The sequence below is a fragment of the Azospirillum sp. TSH58 genome (assembly GCF_003119115.1).
Lineage (GTDB): Bacteria > Pseudomonadota > Alphaproteobacteria > Azospirillales > Azospirillaceae > Azospirillum.
This window is the reverse complement of record NZ_CP022366.1, coordinates 48,447-66,350: the sequence shown is the minus strand read 5'-3', so window position 1 is coordinate 66,350 and position 17,904 is coordinate 48,447. Positions and strand designations below refer to the sequence as shown.

At 69.7% G+C, this 17,904-nt stretch carries 18 protein-coding genes, 1 tRNA gene and 1 riboswitch; of the genes, 9 read left to right on the top strand and 10 right to left on the bottom strand.

Annotation, left to right across the window (positions count from 1 at the left end):
• Nucleotides 1-153 precede the first annotated feature (153 nt).
• The 7 genes from TSH58p_RS18960 to TSH58p_RS18930 form a co-directional block, all read right to left on the bottom strand.
• On the bottom strand, nt 154-954 hold the full coding sequence (locus tag TSH58p_RS18960; protein ID WP_109072324.1) for a MetQ/NlpA family ABC transporter substrate-binding protein: 801 nt from the start codon (nt 952-954) through the stop codon (nt 154-156).
• Nucleotides 955-964: 10 nt separating this feature from the next.
• Complete coding sequence (locus tag TSH58p_RS18955) at nt 965-1,633, bottom strand: methionine ABC transporter permease (protein ID WP_109072323.1); 669 nt, start codon at nt 1,631-1,633, stop codon at nt 965-967.
• On the bottom strand, nt 1,599-2,663 hold the full coding sequence (locus TSH58p_RS18950) for a methionine ABC transporter ATP-binding protein (protein ID WP_094304187.1): 1,065 nt from the start codon (nt 2,661-2,663) through the stop codon (nt 1,599-1,601). The genes TSH58p_RS18955 and TSH58p_RS18950 overlap by 35 nt, the downstream gene beginning before the upstream one ends.
• A complete protein-coding gene (locus tag TSH58p_RS18945; RefSeq protein WP_109072322.1) occupies nt 2,660-4,330 on the bottom strand; it encodes an acyl-CoA synthetase in 1,671 nt (556 codons plus the stop codon). Before TSH58p_RS18945 ends, TSH58p_RS18950 begins: the two co-directional genes overlap by 4 nt.
• 68 nt (nt 4,331-4,398) lie before the next feature.
• Nucleotides 4,399-5,178 (bottom strand): MetQ/NlpA family ABC transporter substrate-binding protein, encoded by a 780-nt coding sequence (locus TSH58p_RS18940; protein WP_094304184.1) that lies wholly within the window; start codon nt 5,176-5,178, stop codon nt 4,399-4,401.
• A gap of 73 nt (nt 5,179-5,251) precedes the next feature.
• Entirely contained in the window at nt 5,252-5,452 is a 201-nt protein-coding gene (locus TSH58p_RS18935; RefSeq protein ID WP_109072321.1) for a hypothetical protein, read from the bottom strand.
• Nucleotides 5,453-5,865: 413 nt separating this feature from the next.
• Nucleotides 5,866-7,005: a c-type cytochrome gene (locus TSH58p_RS18930; protein WP_109072320.1), complete on the bottom strand. Its 1,140-nt coding sequence runs from the start codon at nt 7,003-7,005 to the stop codon at nt 5,866-5,868.
• Nucleotides 7,006-7,155: 150 nt separating this feature from the next.
• On the opposite strand from TSH58p_RS18930, the gene coxB reads away from it, so the two are divergent.
• Genes coxB through TSH58p_RS18915 form a run of 3 tightly spaced genes read left to right on the top strand, consistent with a single transcriptional unit; the run spans nt 7,156 to nt 11,104 of the window.
• The gene (gene coxB, locus TSH58p_RS18925; protein WP_109072319.1) at nt 7,156-8,193 is read left to right on the top strand and encodes a cytochrome c oxidase subunit II; all 1,038 of its coding nucleotides are present in this window, start codon (nt 7,156-7,158) and stop codon (nt 8,191-8,193) included.
• Entirely contained in the window at nt 8,190-10,721 is a 2,532-nt protein-coding gene (ctaD, locus tag TSH58p_RS18920) for a cytochrome c oxidase subunit I (protein ID WP_109072318.1), read from the top strand. The genes coxB and ctaD overlap by 4 nt, the downstream gene beginning before the upstream one ends.
• A 23-nt stretch (nt 10,722-10,744) precedes the next feature.
• On the top strand, nt 10,745-11,104 hold the full coding sequence (locus TSH58p_RS18915; RefSeq protein WP_109072317.1) for a hypothetical protein: 360 nt from the start codon (nt 10,745-10,747) through the stop codon (nt 11,102-11,104).
• A 10-nt stretch (nt 11,105-11,114) separates the two neighbouring features.
• Here TSH58p_RS18915 and TSH58p_RS18910 read toward each other — a convergent pair whose 3' ends face one another.
• On the bottom strand, nt 11,115-11,978 hold the full coding sequence (locus TSH58p_RS18910) for a DUF2189 domain-containing protein (protein ID WP_109072316.1): 864 nt from the start codon (nt 11,976-11,978) through the stop codon (nt 11,115-11,117).
• Nucleotides 11,979-12,223: 245 nt separating this feature from the next.
• On the opposite strand from TSH58p_RS18910, the gene TSH58p_RS18905 reads away from it, so the two are divergent.
• Together TSH58p_RS18905 and TSH58p_RS18900 are read left to right on the top strand one after the other, a co-directional pair.
• Nucleotides 12,224-12,517 (top strand): acylphosphatase, encoded by a 294-nt coding sequence (locus TSH58p_RS18905; protein WP_109072315.1) that lies wholly within the window; start codon nt 12,224-12,226, stop codon nt 12,515-12,517.
• Nucleotides 12,518-12,706: 189 nt separating this feature from the next.
• Nucleotides 12,707-13,216: a hypothetical protein gene (locus tag TSH58p_RS18900; RefSeq protein ID WP_247874272.1), complete on the top strand. Its 510-nt coding sequence runs from the start codon at nt 12,707-12,709 to the stop codon at nt 13,214-13,216.
• 3 nt (nt 13,217-13,219) lie between these two features.
• Here TSH58p_RS18900 and lipB read toward each other — a convergent pair whose 3' ends face one another.
• The gene (lipB, locus tag TSH58p_RS18895; RefSeq protein ID WP_109072313.1) at nt 13,220-13,975 is read right to left on the bottom strand and encodes a lipoyl(octanoyl) transferase LipB; all 756 of its coding nucleotides are present in this window, start codon (nt 13,973-13,975) and stop codon (nt 13,220-13,222) included.
• A 125-nt stretch (nt 13,976-14,100) separates the two neighbouring features.
• Here lipB and TSH58p_RS18890 point away from each other — a divergent pair.
• Nucleotides 14,101-14,187, top strand: a tRNA-Leu gene (locus TSH58p_RS18890).
• Nucleotides 14,188-14,292: 105 nt separating this feature from the next.
• Here the strand turns inward: TSH58p_RS18890 and TSH58p_RS18885 are convergent.
• Nucleotides 14,293-14,595: an STAS domain-containing protein gene (locus TSH58p_RS18885; RefSeq protein WP_014199893.1), complete on the bottom strand. Its 303-nt coding sequence runs from the start codon at nt 14,593-14,595 to the stop codon at nt 14,293-14,295.
• 297 nt (nt 14,596-14,892) lie between these two features.
• Between TSH58p_RS18885 and mgtE the strand changes: the two genes are divergently transcribed.
• The 3 genes from mgtE (at nt 14,893) to thiS (ending at nt 17,864) form a co-directional block, all read left to right on the top strand.
• Complete coding sequence (mgtE, locus tag TSH58p_RS18880; RefSeq protein ID WP_109072312.1) at nt 14,893-16,332, top strand: magnesium transporter; 1,440 nt, start codon at nt 14,893-14,895, stop codon at nt 16,330-16,332.
• A gap of 46 nt (nt 16,333-16,378) precedes the next feature.
• Nucleotides 16,379-16,482: riboswitch (TPP riboswitch) on the top strand.
• Nucleotides 16,474-17,658 carry a glycine oxidase ThiO gene (gene thiO, locus TSH58p_RS18875; RefSeq protein ID WP_109072342.1) on the top strand — a complete coding sequence of 395 codons (1,185 nt, stop codon included), beginning with the start codon at nt 16,474-16,476 and terminating at the stop codon, nt 17,656-17,658. It overlaps the preceding riboswitch by 9 nt.
• Nucleotides 17,655-17,864 (top strand): sulfur carrier protein ThiS, encoded by a 210-nt coding sequence (gene thiS / locus TSH58p_RS18870; RefSeq protein WP_109072311.1) that lies wholly within the window; start codon nt 17,655-17,657, stop codon nt 17,862-17,864. Before thiO ends, thiS begins: the two co-directional genes overlap by 4 nt.
• Nucleotides 17,865-17,904 lie beyond the last annotated feature (40 nt).

Genomic DNA, 17,904 nt, shown 5'->3' with positions numbered 1-17,904 from the left:
GCTGCGTCGGATCGTCGCAAGCCGAGGGACGCCGACGGTCGGAGTCACGCCCGTTCGGGCGGCCGGCTGAAGCACGAAAACGACGTTGCCCCGGCCCGTCGACCGGGCCGGGGCAATTCGCGGAACGCAGGAGGGGTCTGTCCTACCCGGCGGTTACCAGGCCGGGACCACCGCGCCCTTGAAGCGGTCGAGGATGAACTGCTTCACCTCGTCGCTCTGGTACACCTTCACCAGCGTGGCGACCCACGGCTTGTCCTGGTCGGCCTTGCGGACGGCGATGACGTTGGCGTAGGGGCTCTCGCTGGCCTCGCGGGCGATGGCGTCCTTGTTCGGGTCCAGGCCGGATTCCATGGCGAAGTTGGTGTTGATGACCGCCACGGTCACGTCGTCCAGCGAGCGCGGAAGCTGGGCGGCGTCCAGCTCCAGGATCTGGAGCTTCTTCGGGTTCTCGGAGATGTCGAGCGGCGAGGCCTTCAGGCCGGCGCTCTCCTTCACCTTCAGCAGCCCCTTGGCCTGGAGCAGCAGCAGGGCGCGGCCGCCGTTGGTCGGGTCGTTGGGGATGGAGATCTTGGCGCCGTCGGGCAGCTCGTCCAGGCTCTTCACCTTCTTCGAGTAGACGCCCATCGGGAAGATCACCGTCTTGGCGACGCTGACCAGATCGTAGCCGCGGTCCTTCACCTGGTTGTCCAGGTAGGGCTGGTGCTGGAAGGAATTGGCGTTCAGGTCGCCCTGCGACAGCGCCTGGTTCGGGATGACGTAGTCGGAGAACTCCAGAACCGTCAGGTCGAGGCCTTCCTTGGCGGCCAGCGGCTTGACCTTCTCCAGGATCTGGCCGTGCGGGCCGGGGGTGACGCCGATCTTCAGGGCTTCGGCCGACGCGCCGACGGCGGTCGTCAGGGTCGCGATGCCGGCCACCAGACCAAAGGCCGCGCCGAGCACACGGGTACGGAACATCTCCAACTCCTCAGGACTTCAGGTTGCGTTTGTTGACGCGGCGGGCGATCCAGTCGCCCGTCGATTGAACGATCTGCACCAGCACGATCAGCACGACGACCACGGCCAGCATCACCTCCGGCAGGAAGCGCTGGTAGCCGTAGCGGATGCCGAGGTCGCCCAGGCCCCCGCCGCCGACGGCGCCGACCATGGCCGAATAGCCGATCAGGCTGACCACCGACAGGGTCAGGCCCAGCGCGATGGCGGGCATCGCCTCCGGCAGCAGGACCTTGCGGATGATCTGGAAGGGCGTGGCGCCCATGGACTGCGCCGCCTCGATCAGGCCGCGGTCGACCTCGCGCACGGCGCCCTCGACGATGCGGGCGATGAAGGGCACGGCGGCAACCGTCAGCGGCACGATGGCCGCGGCGGTGCCGATGGAGGTGCCGGCGATCAGCCGCGTGAAGGGGATGATGGCCACCACCAGGATGATGAAGGGGGTGGAGCGCGTCATGTTCACCAGCACGCCGGCGATCCGGTTGAAGGCGAGATTCTGCAGCAGCTCCCCCCGGCCGGTGACGGCCAGGAGCACGCCCAGCGGAAGGCCCAGCGCCGTGCCCAGAAGGCCCGACACCGCCACCATGTAGAGCGTGTCGAGAAGCGCCTTAAACAGCAGCGCGTAGATTTCCGGGGACAGCATGACCGAGCACCTCGACACCGAGCTTGTTGACGTTCAGGAGGCTGATGGCCGCCTCGATGGACTGCGGGTTGCCGATGGCCTCCACCACCAGCGTTCCGAAGGGCGCGCCCTGGATCTCGTCGATCTGGCCGTGCCAGATGTTCAGGTCCAGGTTCAGCTTGCGGCTGATCGCGCTGATCACCGGGGAGGTCGCGCGCTCGCCGGTGAAGGTGATGCGCAGCACCATGTTCGACCCCGGAACCGGCGTCGCCGACAGGCGGGCGCGCAAGCTGTCCGGGATGCCGCGGTTGATCACCGGATCGACGAAGGTCTTCGTCGTCTCGTGCTTCGGGTGCGCGAAGATGTCGAAGACCGGCCCCTGCTCGATGATGCGCCCGTTCTCCATCACCGCCACCTTGTGGCAGATCTCCTTGATGACGGCGATCTCGTGGGTGATGAGGACGATGGTCAGCCCCAGCCGCTTGTTGATGTCGGCCAGCAGGTGGAGGATCTGGGTCGTCGTCTCCGGGTCGAGGGCGGAGGTCGCCTCGTCCGACAGCAGAACCTTGGGCTTGCTGGCCAGCGCGCGGGCGATGCCGACGCGCTGCTTCTGCCCGCCCGACAGCTCCGCCGGGTAGCGGTCGCGCTTGTCGGTGAGGCCGACGAGGTCGAGCAGCGGCTCCACCGTGGCGCGGATCTGCGCCTTCGCCACCCCGGCCAGCTCCAGCGGCAGGGCGACGTTGTCGAACACCGTGCGCGAGGACAGCAGGTTGAAGTGCTGGAAGATCATGCCGATGCTGTGCCGCGCCTCGCGCAGGTCGCGCGGCGACAGGGCGGTGACGTCCACCCCGTCCACCAGCACGCGCCCCGACGTCGGCTTCTCCAGCAGGTTCACGGTGCGCAGCAGCGTGGATTTGCCGGCGCCCGAGCGGCCGATGATGCCGTAGATCTCGCCGCGGCCGATGGTCAGGTCGATGTCGGCGAGCGCCTGGACCGGCTGGCCGGTGCCGCGGGACGGGTAGGTTTTCTGAAGCTGTTCGAAGGTTATCATACGCTCTTGGCCTCCCGACGCGCGCCCAGATCGCGGGCCGCGTCGCGCAGGACGGTCTTCTGGATTTTACCGGTCGATGTCTTCGGCAGATCGCTGAACACAACGGTGCGCGGGACCTTGTAGTGCGCAATGCGGTCGCGGCACCATTGAATTATGTCGGACTCAGAGGGGCGCGCCGCGCCGGGCTTCACTGTCACGAAGGCGCAGGGGCTCTCCCCCCAACGGTCGTCGGGGCGGGCGACCACGGCGGCCTCCAGAACGGCGGGATGCCGGTACAACGCTTCCTCCACCTCCAGGGACGAGATGTTCTCGCCGCCGGATATGATGATGTCCTTGCTGCGGTCCTTCACCTCGATATAGCCGTCGGGGTGCAGCACGCCCAGGTCCCCGGTGCGGAACCAGCCGTCCTTCAGCGCCTCCTTCGTCGCCGCGGGATTCTTCAGATAGCCCTTCATCACCGTGTTGCCGCGCAGCGCGATCTCGCCGATGGTCTGCGCGTCGGCGGGCACCGGGCGGCCGGTTTCGCGGTCGAGCACGGTGGCGTCCTCCACCGCGACGTGGTTCACCCCCTGCCGCGCGAATTGCAGCGCCAGCCCGTCGGCGTCGAGCCCGTCCCAGCCCGGCTGCGGGGCGCAGACGGTGGCCGGGCCGTAGCATTCCGTCAGCCCGTACATGTGCACCACCTCGAAGCCCAGCGCCGCCATGCCGGCCAGGACGGCGGACGGCGGAGCGGCGCCGCCGGTCCCCACGATCACCGGACGGGGCGCGCGCTGCCGCACCGTCTCCGGGGCGTGGATCAGCAGGTTCAGCACGATCGGCGCGCCGCACAGGTGGGTGACGCCCAGCTCCGCGATGGCGTCGAAGATCGCCGCCGGCTCCACCCGGCGCAGGCAGACATGGGTGCCGCCCGCGGCGGTGACCGCCCAGCTGTAGGTCCAGCCGTTGCAGTGGAACATCGGCAGCGTCCACAGGAAGACGCTGTCGGGCCGGACGTTCAGGGTGAAGGCGTTGCCAAGCGCGTTCAGATAGGCGCCGCGGTGGTGGTAGACGACGCCCTTGGGGTTGCCGGTGGTGCCGCTGGTGTAGTTCAGCGCGATGGCCTGCCACTCGTCGTCCGGCCCGCGCCAGGGGGCGGGGTCGGCGGCGGCCAGGAAGTCCTCATACTCCACCGCGCCCAGCGACGGGGCGTCGGGAACCTGCTCGTCGGCGATCTCCACCACCGTGACGGGGCGCTCCGTCCGGGCGAGCGCCGCCCTGGCGACCGGCGACAGCTCGCGGTCCACGATCAGGAGCGTCGTCTCGCTGTGGTCGAGGATGAAGGCGATGGCCGCGGCGTCCAGCCGGGTGTTCAGCGCGTTCAGCACCGCGCCGGCCAGCGGCACCGCGTAGTGCGCCTCCAGCAGGGCCGGGACGTTGGGCGCCAGCACCGACACCGTGTCGCCGCGCCTCACCCCGGCCCGGAGCAGCGCCCCGGCGAAGCGCCGCACCCGGTCGAGGAACCCCGCGTAGGTGATGGTCCGGCGGCCATGGACGATGGCCGGCTTGTCCGGATAGACCTTCGCCGCGCGCTTCAGGAAGCTGAGAGGGCTGAGCGGGACGTGGTTCGCGGGATCGGGGGCGAGGCCGCGGTCGAAGATCGAGGCGGTGCGGCTGAACGGGCCGGTCATGACGGAACTTCCTGAAAAGAAAGACCCCTCTCCCCTTCAGCCGGGGAGAGGGGAAGAACGTGTGGCGATCACCAGGTCGGGATGATGGTGCCGTTGAAGCGCGTGTTGATGAAGTCCCGCACCTCGGCGGAGCGGTACAGCTCGATGAAGCGCTTGATCGCCGGGTCCTCGGCGCGGTCCTTGCGGACGGCCCAGACGAGGTGCCATTTCGACTGGTCGTCCTCCAGAACCAGGGCGGTCTTCGGGCTCAGCCCGGCCAGGACCGCGTAGTTCAGCGTGATGACCGAGGCGTCCACGTCGTCCAGCGAGCGGGGAAGCTGGGCGGCGTCCAGCTCGACCAGCTTGATCTTCTTCGGGTTGGACGCGATGTCGGCGATGGAGGTGTTCAGGCCCGCCCCGTCCTTCAGCCCGATCACCCCGGCCTTGGCCAGCAGGAACAGGGCGCGGGCGCCGTTGGTCGGGTCGTTGGGGATGGAGACGCTGGCCCCTTCCTTCAGGTCGGCCAGCGACTGCACCTTCTTCGCGTAGATGCCCATGGGCACGACGATGCTCTTGGCGACCGGCACGATGTCGTAGCCGCGCTGCTTGATCTGGTTGTCCAGGAAGGGCTGGTGCTGGAAGTTGTTGGCGTCGATGTCGCCGGACTGGAGCGCGGCGTTGGGCATGTTCCAGTCGGTGAACTCGATCACCTCCGCCTTCAGACCCTCCTTGGCGGCGATCTTCGCCGTGTATTCCAGGATCTCGCCATAGGGGCCGGCGGACACGCCGAGCTTCAGGGCCGCAGCGCCGGCGCCGGTGGAGACGGTGAGAAGGGCGGCGGTGACAATGGACGTCAGAAAGGCTTTCACGGAACGGGTCCTTTGTGGGCGGTGTGGAATGTCCGGATCGGGCGCGGGGTCGGTGTGAAATGCAGGCGCGCGATCAGCGCCGCCGCACGCCGGAGCGCCGGGCCGCCAGCTGTTTGGCGGCGCGCTCGGCCTGTCCGACGTTGCGGAAGGTCTTGCGGTCCAGGTCCTTGAAGGACCAGTCGGACACGAAGAAGGTGAAGCCGCCCTGGCCGGCGACGACGATGCCGGCGGACCGGCCCTGGACCTCGATGGCGTAGGCGCTGGACGTGCTCATGACGGTGTTCTCCCTCGGCCCGCGGCGCAGCGGCGCGCGGGTTTCATGCGGATCGGATGCTGGATGGGACGGGACGGCGCGCTGGGATCAGCGGCGACACGGGGCGTTGCGCATTCGGCAACACAGGCCCGTCACGGTGCCGGTCCGATCGGCTGGGGAGGGGATGGTCATCATGGTCATTCCGGTCACTCCTTCCAGAGTTCCACGACCGGTATCGTGGCGCTTTAGCGTTTGGTGACGCGGCGCAAGCTGGCGATCAAATTGCCGCGGGGCGCCCCCCTTGGGCGTCCGGGTTTTTATCTACAATGAGAGTGGGCATTCGGTCAAGGCGGAAAGTGAATTGAATTTGTGAAAAGGCGTATACCGCTGTTAAAATTTGTTGAATGGTCCGGCCTGGCCATGGCCGACGGGTTTCACCGCCGGTCCTCCTCGCTCGCCGTTTCCCGCGGACGGCTCTGCGCGTAATGCAGGGACAGAGCGCGAATCTGCTCCTCCGTCAGGTTGCGCACGGCGGCGCCCATGATTTTGGACAGCGGCGTGTCGCCGTGCGCGTCCCTCTGCCAGAGGCGGAGCTGGTCGGCGATGTAGCTCGCGTGCTGCCCGTCGAGGCGGGGGTAGCGGGGGTCGCGGTCCTCGCCGTGGCAGCCGGAGCAGGCCGGCACCCCGGTGTCGCGGTCGCCGGACCCGGCCAGCCGGGCGCCCAGTTCCAGCAGGGCCGGATCGGCGTCGGCGGACGGGGGCGGGTAGGGTGCCGTCTGCTCCGCATAATGGTCGGCGAGGCGGCGCAGGATCGACTCGTCGAGCCCGGCGGCGACCGGCTGCATGATGCCGCTGTGCCGGCCGCCCTCGGCGTAGGCCTTCAGCGCGTGGAAGAGATACTCGGCGTTCTGGCCGGACAGGCGGGGGAAGGCGGCGGCGCTGTCCGCAGGGCCGCCCCCGGCGCCGTCATAGCCGTGGCAGCGGGCGCAGTTGTCCAGAACCTCGCGGGCGGAGCCGTCCAGCATCTGCAGATCGGACAGGGCCGAGCGGTCGCCGTCCGGCGTCGTCTCCCCGAAGGCGAGGCGGCGGTACTCCTCGGCGCTCATGCCGTCCAGCCGGCGCAGGAAGGCGGCCACCGCCCACGGCTCGTCGTCGCGCGCCTGCGCGGGCCAGGCGGGCATGCCAGCGTATTTGATGCCGTTGTAGGTGATCCAATAGAGCTGCTTGTCCGTCCACTCGTTGGGCTGGCCCGGCAGGAAGGGCGGGGCGGGCAGCATGTGGCGCGAGATCGGGTTGCGGCCGACATCCGGCGCGCCGTGGCAGGGGGCGCAGCCGTCCTCGTAATGGCCGGCGCCGCGCCGGATCAGCGCCGGGTCGTCGAGGTCGGGCGGATCGCTCACGAAGGCGGCGTGCGTCTCGATGGAGCTGCGCATCGCCATGCCGAAGAACCAGTGGACCGGCGGCCAGTGCTCCTTGCTGGCGGCGATGCTGTAGAGCCCCGACCAGGCGAACAGGAAGCCCCCAACCGCTTGGGCGCCCAGAACCAGCCCGATGATCGTCAGAACTCTGCGCATGGATGGGACGCTCCGGCGGTTGTGAGTGATCGTCCCCGAATGAATGCTCCCCCGATGACCGAAGTTCCGGCGGAACCTGTGGCCTTGCCGTGAGTTTAGCCGTGCAACGACGCCGCCCGCCGCCGCGGGCCAACGCCGCGAGGGGGGTGCATGGACCGCAGGTCTGGCCGCAGCGAGGGACGCAGACGGAACTGGCGGGGAGCGGCCCTGGCCGGCGGAATGGCGCTCCTGGCGGCCTGCGAGCGGGGGCCGCAGTCCGCGCTCCACCCCGCCGGGCGCAACGCCGAGGCGATCCTCGACCTGACGCTGATCCTGGTCGCCGGGGGCGGGGTCATCTTCCTTTTCGTCATGGCACTGGCGGGGTACGCCGTCATCGCCCGGCCGGAACGCTTTCCCGGAAGCCGCGCCTGGATCATCGGCGGCGGCCTCGTCTTTCCCATCGTCACGCTGACCGCGCTTCAGGTCTACGAATTCGCCGTGGCCCGGCAATTGTCGGACACCGGCGGGGTGGAGCCGCTGCGCATCGAGGTCACCGGCTACATGTGGTGGTGGGAGGTCCGCTATCCCGACGTGAGGGTGGAGGGCGCCGGGGCGGGAGGTGAGGTGCTGCGCACCGCCAACCGCCTCGTCATTCCCGCCGGGCGCCCGGTGGAGGTGGTGGTGACCGCGGCGGACGTCATCCACAGCTTCTGGGTGCCCAGCCTGGGCGGCAAGATGGACATGATCCCCGGCCACGAGAACCGGCTGGTCCTGGTCGGGGAGCGGCCGGGCACCTACCGCGGCCAATGCGCCGAATATTGCGGCGCCCAGCACGCGCTGATGGCCTTCGACGTGGTGGTGGAACCGCCCGACCGCTTCGAGGAGTGGCTGGCCGCCGAGCGCCGCCCCGCCGCCGAACCCGACGGGCCGCAGCAGGCCGCCGGGCGCGACGCCTTCCTGCGCGCCGGTTGCGGGTCCTGCCACACGGTGCGCGGGACTCCGGCCAACGGTGCGGCGGGGCCGGACCTGACCCATGTCGGCGGGCGCGGGGCGCTGGCCGCCGGGACGCTGCCCAACACGCCGGAGGCCCTGGCCGGCTGGATCGCCGGGTCGCAGCACATCAAGCCGGAGAACCGCATGCCGTCCTTCCCGATCCTGGGCGGCGACGATCTGCACGCCATCGCCGTCTGGCTGGAGAGCCTGAAATGACCCCACCGCTCGACGATGCCGCCCTGCCCAACCGCCTGCCGCGCCCGAAGGAGGAGCTGGAGGCGCTGAAGCGCGCCTGGAAACCGACCTCCGGCCTCGGCCTGCTGAAGGAGGTGAACAACAACATCATCGGGGTGATGTACATCGGCACGGCGCTGCTGTTCTTCGTCATCTCGGGCACGCTGGCGCTGGTCATGCGGGCGCAGCTCGCCGTGCCGGAGAACGACGTGCTGGGGCACAGCCTCTACAACCAGTTCTTCACCGTGCACGGCACGGGCATGATGTTCCTGTTCGCCGTGCCGATCGTCGAGGCCATCGGCGTCTTCCTGCTGCCCTCCATGCTGGCGGCGCGCGACCTGCCCTTTCCGCGGCTGTCCGCCTTCGCCTTCTGGGCCTATCTGTTCGGCGGTTTGGCCTTCTTCTGCTCGCTGATCTTCGAGGTGGCGCCGGACGGCGGCTGGTTCATGTACCCGCCGCTGACCAGCATGAAGTTCTCGCCCGGCATCAACGCCGATTTCTGGCTGCTCGGGATCGGCTTCATCGAGATCTCGGCCATCGCCGGGGCCATCGAGATCATCGTCGGCATCCTGCGCACCCGTCCGCCCGGCATGACGCTGGACAAGATCCCGGTCTATTGCTGGTCGATGCTGGTCATGGCGGGGATGATCGTCTTCGCCTTCCCGGCGGTGATCATCGCGACCGCGCTCCTGGAGATCGAGCGCGCCTTCGACTGGCCCTTCTTCATCGCGGAGCGGGGCGGCGACCCGCTGCTGTGGCAGCACCTGTTCTGGTTCTTCGGCCATCCGGAGGTCTACATCATCTTCCTGCCGGCGGCGGGGCTGGTGTCGATGATGGTGCCGGCGCTGGCGCAGCGGCCGCTGATCGGCCACGACTGGGTGGTGGTGGCGCTGGTCGGCACCGGCTTCTTCAGCTTCGGCCTGTGGGTGCACCACATGTTCGCCACCGGCATCCCGCCGCTGAGCCTGAGCTTCTTCTCCGCCGCCAGCATGGCCGTGTCGGTGCCGGCGGGCATCCAGGTCTTCGCCTGGATCGCCACCCTGGGCAAGGGGCGGCTGCAATGGACGGTGGCGACGTGGTTCCTGCTGGGCTTCCTGTTCATCTTCGTGGCCGGCGGGCTGACCGGCGTGATGGTGGCGGTCATCCCCTTCGACTGGCAGGCGCACGACAGCTACTTCGTGGTGGCGCACCTGCATTACGTGCTGATCGGCGGCATGGTCTTCCCGGTCTTCGCCGGGCTGTATCACTGGTGGCCGACGCTGAAGGGCACCATGCTGTCGGAGCGGCTGGGGCGCTGGGCCTTCTGGATGATGTTCATCGGCTTCAACGTCGCCTTCTTCCCCATGCATGTCAGCGGCCTGATGGGCATGCCGCGGCGCGTCTACACCTATCCGGGCGATCTCGGCTGGAACGCGCTGAACATGGTCTCGACCGTCGGGGCCTTCGTGATGGCCTTCGGCGTGTTGCTGGTGCTGATCGACATGGCGCGCGACGCCTTCGGCCGGGGCCGCCCGGCGCCGGAGAATCCGTGGAAGGCGGGAACGCTGGAATGGATTCCGAACGACGACTACGCGACGCGCAGCATCCCGCACGTCCGCTCGCTCTACCCGCTGTGGGACAACCCGAACCTGTCGCGCGAGGTGCAGGAGGGCGCCCATTACCTGCCCGGCGCCCCGACCCGCCGGCGCGAGACCATCGTGACCAGCCCGATCGAGGCCCGGCCCCAGTATCTCATGCCGATGCCCGGCCCGCACTGGAGCCATTTCCTCGCCGGGCTGTTCACCGCCGCCCATTTCATCTGTCTGGCCGTGCAGCTCTACTGGGTGTCGCTGGTGCCGGGGGTGCTGGCCATCGCCTCGGTCTTCTGGTGGGTGTGGAGCCTGGACCGGGGCGCCGACCATCCGCCGCAGGACGTCGGCGGCGGCTGGCGCGTGCCGGTCTATCTCCAGGGATCGGAGAACCATTCCTGGTGGGGGACGGCGGTCCTGCTGCTGGTGGACGGGACGGCCTTCGCCTGCCTGTGCTTCACCTACGTCTTCCTGTGGACGGTCAGCCCGGACGTCTGGCCGGCGGGCACCGACGCCCTGCCGGGGTTGGGGTGGCTGTTCGGCGAGGCGGCGCTCTGGGTCGTGGCGGCGGGGGCGATGCTGCTGGCGAGCCGCGCCGTGGCCGGCAACCGATCCTGGGCGATGCGGGGCGCTCTGCTTGTCGGTCTGCTGCTGATGCTGGCCGCCGCGGTGGCCGAGCCCTACAACCGCATCGGCAGCGGCCTCGTGGCGTCGGAGAGCGCCTACGGCGCCATCGTCTACATGCTGGCCTCCTGGCAGGTCTTCCACGTCGTGATCCTGGTCCTGATGACCGGCCTCGCGCTGGCGCGCTCCTTCGCCGGGCGGCTGCACGCGCGGCGGCGGGTCACGTTCGACAATGTGATGCTGGTGTGGCTCTACACCTGCGGGCAGGGCGTGGTGTCGCTCCTGCTGGTGCATCTGTTCCCGCGTCTGGCGGTGTGAGCCCGGAAATTGTGAGGTTGACCATGGAGAAGACGGCGTTCACCGCGACCTTCACCGGGATGATGTCGGCCTTCCTGATCTGGGCGGCCCATTTCGCGGCGGTCTACGGCATCAACGGCCTGATCTGCGCCCGCGAATGGGACGGGGTGGAGCTGTACGGCCACCCCGTCGCGGTGGTGCTGATCCTGGGCGCCACGGCCATCGCCCTGCTGCTGGCCGCGGGTGTGCTGGCGGCGGCGCTGTGGGGCGCCGCTCCGGGCCGGCGGACCAGCGAGGACCCGCGCCGCTTCATCCGCCTGTTCACCGCGCTCGCCGCCGCGGGATCGCTGGTCGCCATCCTGTGGAACGGGCTTCCCGCCCTGCAGGTGCCGGCCTGCGGCTAGCCCGGCCGCCTCACTCCGGAATCAGCCGCCGGTAGAGGTGCCATGTGGCGTGGCCGAGCACCGGCATGACGATCACCAGCCCGACGAAGGCGGGCAGCGAGCCGAGCAGCAGCCCGCCCGCCACGATCAGACCCCAGAGCGCCATGGGTTCCGGATTCTTCAGCGTCGCGCGGACGGAGGTGCGGATGGCCGTCGCCACGCCGACCCGGCGGTCCATCAGGAGCGGGAAGCTGACCACGCTGATCGCCAGGGCCAGGACGGCGAACAGGAAGCCGACACCCATCCCGAGAACGATCATGCTCCAGCCGGCGCCGGTGGTGAACAGGGCCTGGGTGAAGGCCCTCCAGCCCTCCGGCGCCAGCGGGGCGAGGGTCGCCATGTAAATGAGCTGCGCCGCCACGAGCCACAGCAGGAACACCGCCGTCAGGATCGCCCCCATCGCCAGGATGGCTCCGAAGGCCGGGGAGCGCGCCACCGCGAAGGCGTCGGCCCACGACACCCGGTCGCCCCGCTCGCGCCGGCGGCTCATCTCGTAGAGGCCGACCGCGGCGAAGGGGCCGATCAGCACGAAGCCGGAGGCCAGCGGGAACAGCAGATGCAGCGCGTCCCCGTCGAGCAGGAGTTCGGCCAGCAGCAGCCCGACCAGCGGGTAGATCAGGGCGATGAACAGGACGTCGGTGCGGCAGGCCATGAAATCATGGAGCCCCTTCCTCAGCGCGTCGCGCAGGTCGTCGCTGCGGATGCGCCGCAAGGTCGGCTCCAGCGCCGCCCGCTCCTGCGCCGGTGGGGCGATGGCGTGGCCCGCTTCGGCGAGGCCGTGGGACCAGGATTTGAAATGGGCCGCACCCCATTCCGCAGGGTTTCGGATGGTCATGTCCGTTCCTCCCGAACCGTTCGTTCAGGGGGTGCGAGCCCGCCCGTGCCCGGTCGCGGCCTTCGCTGTCGCGGCCCGGCGGTCACAGGAGGTCCCGCGCCCCGCCATGCACGGATGATACGCCGACGAATGGTTGGCGGCACTGTTCATTGGGGGAGGGGCGGGCGCGGGGCGGCGCCGGGTTTTCCGGAGGCGGCGCCTGTCCTATTGTCCTTGGCCTTACGGAAACGACACCGGGGATGGGAATGGCGGATAAGGAAGACCGCAAGGCCGTGCTGGCCCGCGTTCATGGCAAGGTGCAGGGCGTGTGGTACCGCGGCTGGACCGTGGAGACGGCGAGCCGGCTGGGGCTTGACGGCTGGGTGCGCAACCGCGGCGACGGCACCGTGGAGGCGCTGTTCGCCGGCCCGGCGGACGCCGTGGACCGGATGCTGGAGGCCTGCCGCCGCGGCCCTTCCGCCGCCATCGTCAGCGACATCGCCGTCGAGCCGGCCCGCGATCCCGGCCCGGGGGGCTTCGAGCAGCGCCCGACGCTGTGACGGCTGGGGATGGTTAGCGTTCTGTTAGCCATGCGGGGCTAGGCTGTCGGGTGTGGATGAGGGGATGCATCGCCTTGCCCCCACCCCGGCCCTCCCCCGCTGCGCAGGGGAGGGAGATATTCGCGGAGCGGCGGCAGTCCCCTCCCCTGCGCAGCGGGGGAGGGTTAGGGAGGGGGCAAGCGGGTCAGGATGAGCGGCAAGAGGCCAGAATCAGCGCTCCGGCTCCTGTGCGGCGCCCTCCTGTCGCTCGGCGCGCTGGCGAGCGGAACCGCCTGGGCCAGGGGGCCGCTCGACCGGACGGAGCCGGGGCACATGCCGCCGGTGCCGCCCGGCGGCTACGACCTGCCGCTGTCGCCGCCGGTGGTCCAGTTCCCGCTGCCGCCGCAATGGGTGACGATCCGCTCCACCCAGGACTGGCGGCATGCCGGGACCTTCGAGAAGGAGCTGAGCAAGGCCTGCGCCGCCCGCCAGTTCCGGGAGCAGATGCCCATGCGCTACCGCGCCATCTTCAAGGGCGAGGTTCTGGGCGTCGCCTTCGGCCACGGGCTGAACCTGCACGACCCGAAGAAGCAGGCGAACCGCAAGCTGATCTATCTGTTCCGCAACGGCGACAGCACCGGCTGCACCATCGTGTCGATCACCAACGAGGATCTGCGCGTCCTCAACGACGCGCAGGCCGGCGGGGCGCCGAAGCGGTAGGGGTCATTCCTCCTCCGGCCCGCCGCCCCCGACGGCACCGCCGAAGACCTCCGCGAAGCTGGCCATCAGGGCGGCGTCCACATCCTCCATGGCGACGAGATGGCCGAGCGCCACGATGGAGGTCACCCCATGCTCGCTGATGCCGCAGGGGACGATGCCGGCGAAGTGGGACAGGTCCGGCTCGACGTTCAGGGCGACGCCGTGGAAGCTGACCCAGCGGCGCACCCGCACGCCGATCGCGGCGATCTTGTCCTCCTGGCCGGGGGCGCCGCCGTAGGGCCCCTTGTCCACCCAGATGCCGACCCGGCCCTCCCGCCGCTCGCCGCGGATGTTGAAGGCGGCCAGCGTGCGGATCAGCCACTCCTCCAAATCCTGGACGAAGGCGCGGATGTCGGCGCCGCGCGTCTTCAGGTCCAGCATCACATAGGCCACGCGCTGCCCCGGCCCATGGTAGGTGAACTGCCCGCCGCGCCCGGCCTGATAGACGGGGAAGCGGCCCGGCTCCAGCAGGTCCTCCTCCCGCGCGCTGGTGCCGGCGGTGTAGAGGGGCGGATGCTCCAGCAGCCAGACCAGCTCCGGCGCGGTGCCGGCGCGGATGGCCTCGACGCGCGCCTCCATCTCGGCCAGCGCGTCGGGGTAGGGGACCGGCGTGTCGCTGATGCGCCACTCCACCGCCCGCGCAGGGGCGGCAGCGGCGGCGGGAACGGCATCGCCAATGGCGTCGGCGGAGGGCGGAAGGGGGGCGGTGAGGTCGGTCATGCCGACGTTATGAACTTTCTTGTCGGAAAACGCGAGACGCCGCTTGATCGGCCGTCGGGGATCTGCTATTCCCCCGCTCCACCCGATGACGGGAGCAATTCCTTCGTCGGTTCTACCAGCCTTGTGCGGTCGTGGCGGAATTGGTAGACGCGCAGCGTTGAGGTCGCTGTGGCAGAGATGCCGTGGAAGTTCGAGTCTTCTCGACCGCACCATCCCCCCGAAACGGGGGATCTGGCAAACAAACGAAAAGCCCGCCGGTCCATCGGACCACAGCGGGCTTTTTCGTTTTCGGGCCGCCCTCTCCGGGCCGCTTCCCTTCAGCGGAACTCCACATACTGGTCGAGCGCGACGCGGCGCATGGTCTGCACGATGTAGGGCTGCGCGTTGTGCACCGTCACCAGCCCCTTGGCGTCGCGGCAGCGGTTGGCGAGGACGAACAGCATGCCGATCGCCGCGGAGTCGAGAAAGGTCATGTAGCGCAGGTCCAGCCGCACCTCGGGCCGCGCGCCGATGTCCCAGTCCGCCAGCAGGTCGTGGAACTTGCGGCTGTCGTCGTAGGTGAAACGCCCCGACAGCATGATCCCCTCCTGACCGTCGATGTCGGTGTAGGCGTACTCCATCGTCACATCCGCTGGCCGGTGGTGTCGGTTCTTCTCGGGCTGCGCGAGGTCAAAAGCCCCGCGCGCATTATGGGTGCACGAATTGTGAAGCCCACGCAAGCAATTGCGCGCAGGGCCGGACGCCCCGGAATGGCCCGCCGGGCTGGACAAAACGGCGGCACACCTATATTCGGTGGTCGCCCCGGCGGGAACCCGCGAGGGCTCCCCACCAACCCGCAAACGCCGGTGCGCCATGGTCGGCCGATCGCAGGACCATGCCGTCACGCCGCATTGCCATCGTGAAGGGAGGGTGCCGCCATGCACACCGACCGCCAGGAACCGGATCGTATCCAGGACGATGTGCCGCACCCGGCCGAACGCCCCGACCCGCCCCGCGAGGACGACGAGGAGGAGCGCGCCTATGGTGTGGAGCCGGAGTTCGTCGAGGAGGTCGTCGAACGGCTGCACGCCGGACGGCGCGACGAGCTGCGCGCCGAACTGGACAAGCTGCACCCCGCCGACGTCGCGGACCTGATCGAGCAGCTCGGCCACGACGACCGCGAGGCGCTGGTCGGCGTCCTGCGCCCCGACTTCGACGGCGAGGTGCTGAGCTACCTCAACCACGATCTCCGCGAGGAGATCGTCGAGCTGTTCGAGCCGAAGGAGCTGGCCGCCGCCGTCGCGGAACTGGACACCGACGACGCCGTCGACGTCATCGAGGACCTGGACGAGGACACCCGGCGCGAGGTTCTGGAGAATCTGCCGGCCGCCGACCGCGCGCTGGTCCAGGAGAACCTGACCTACGACGAATACACCGCCGGTCGCCTGATGCAGCGCGATCTGGTGGCGGTGCCGCAGTTCTGGACGGTCGGCAAGACCATCGACTATGTCCGCGCCGCCACCGACGAGCTGCCGGAGGATTTCTACGACATCTTCGTCGTCGATCCCATGCACCGGGTGGTCGGGGCGGTGCCGCTGTCGCGCCTGCTGCGCCAGAAGCGGTCGGTCCGCATCGCCGATCTGGTGACGGAGGAGGTGGACACCATCCCCGCCACCATGGACCAGGAGGAGGTGGCGAACCTGTTCCGCCAGTACGCTCTGGTTTCCGCGCCCGTGGTGGACGCCGGCGGTCGGCTGATCGGCGTCATCACCGTCGACGACGTGGTCCACATCATCGACGAGGAGGCCGAGGACGACATCGGCAAGCTCGGCGGCGTCGGCGACACCTCGATCTACCGCTCGGTTCTGGAAACCTCGCGCTCGCGCATTTCCTGGCTTGGGCTGAACCTGTTCACCGCCTTCGCGGCGGCGGGCGTCATCTCGCTGTTCGAGGCGACCATCGAGCAGATCGTGGCGCTGGCCGTGCTGATGCCGATCACCGCCTCGATGGGCGGCAACGCCGGGACCCAGACGCTGACCGTGGCGGTGCGCGCCCTGGCGACGCGCGAGCTGTCGTCGTCCAATGCCCCCCGCGTGGTCGGCAAGGAGGTGCTGGTCGGGCTTCTCAACGGCGCCGTCTTCGCCACGCTGGTGGGGGCCATCGCCGCGACGTGGTTCGAGCCGATGATCGGGCTGGTGATCGGCTGCGCCATGGTCATCAACCTGTTCGTCGCCGGGCTGTGCGGGGTGCTGATCCCCATCGGTCTGGACCGGATGGGCGTCGACCCGGCGGTGGCGAGTTCGGTCTTTCTGACCACGATGACCGACGTCATCGGGTTCCTGTCCTTCCTGGGGCTGGCGTCGCTTTTGTTGCTGTGACCAACGAAAAGGGGCTTGCCAAAGGCGGCTCTCTTCCGGATGATCCGGGCATTGGCTGGGGTGCCGTGCGGGATGCGCTCGCGCGGCTGAGATCACACCCATCGAACCTGTCTGGATAATGCCAGCGAAGGGAGCCGCCGCATGGTATCCGCGCCCTTATTTCATTCTGAGTCCGCCCATTCCGGGTCCGCAAAACCCACCGTCGCCGTGGTCGGCGCGGGGGTGATCGGCCTGTCCATCGCCTGGAGGCTGGCCGCCGCCGGCTGCCGGGTCGAGGTCTTCGACCGTGGCGCTGCCGGCCGGGGCGCCAGCCACGCCGCGGGCGGCATGCTCGCCGCCTGCGTGGAGACCGAACCCGGCGAAGAGAGCCTTCTGCCGCTGACCCGCGCCTCCCAGGATTTGTGGCCCGCCTTCGCGGCGGAGCTGGAGGCCGCCTCCGGCCTGGCGGTGGACCTGCGCGACGAAGGCACGATGGTCATCGCGCTGAACGCCGACGACGCGGCCAAGGTACGCTTCCTGCACGAGTTCCAGAGCAAGCTCGGCCTGCCGGTGGAATGGCTGAGCGGGGCGGAGGTGCGGCGGCGCGAGCCCTACCTCCAGCCGGGCGTGGCCGGCGCGCTGTTCTGCGCCGGCGACCATCAGGTGGACAACCGCAAGGTCGCCGCCGCCCTGCACGCCGCCGCCCTGCGGGCCGGCGCCGTGGTGCACGAGTACGCCGAGGTCAGCCGCATCGAGATCCGCGGCGGCCGTGCCGTCGGCGTCCAGGTCGGTGACCGGCTTTTCGAGGCCGACCGGGTGATTCTGGCCGCCGGGGCGTGGTCGGGCTGGATCGACGGGCTGTCCCCGGCGGTGCGCCCGCCGGTGCGCCCTGTGAAGGGGCAGATGCTCTGCCTGCGCATGGACGCCCGGCTGCCGCTGCTGCGCCACGTGGTGTGGACCCCCGGCACCTACCTGATCCCGCGGCTGGACGGGCGGCTGCTGGTCGGCGCCACGACGGAGGAGCGGGGCTTCGACGACCGGCTGACCGCCGGGGGCCAGTTCGCCCTGCTGGAAGGGGCGTGGCGCGCCCTGCCGGGCATCGCCGAGCTGCCCATTGAGGAAGCCTGGGCCGGTTTCCGCCCGGGCACCCGCGACGACGCCCCGATCCTCGGCCTCTCGGAGGTGGAGGGGCTGGTCTACGCCACCGGGCACCACCGCAACGGCATCCTGCTGACCCCGGTGACCGCGGATTCGGTGGCGCGGCTGGTCCTGACCGGGGAGACCGATCCGGTGATCCGTCCCTTCGCGCTCGACCGCTTCGCCCAGCCCAAGGGGGCCGCGGCATGAGCGTCCGCATCCGCGTCAATGGGCGGGAGGAGGATCTCGCCGCCCCCACCGTCGCCGCCCTGCTGGCCGAACGCGGCATCGCCGCGGGCACGCGCGGGGTCGCCGTCGCTCTGAACGGCGCCGTCCTGCCGTCCCGCCGCTGGGACGAGACGCCGCTGTCCGCGGGCGACGCCCTGGAGATCATCCGCCCCGTCCAAGGTGGTTGAGCGCAGGGCGGTTGAGCTTCCCACCCGCCGAAGCGCGGGT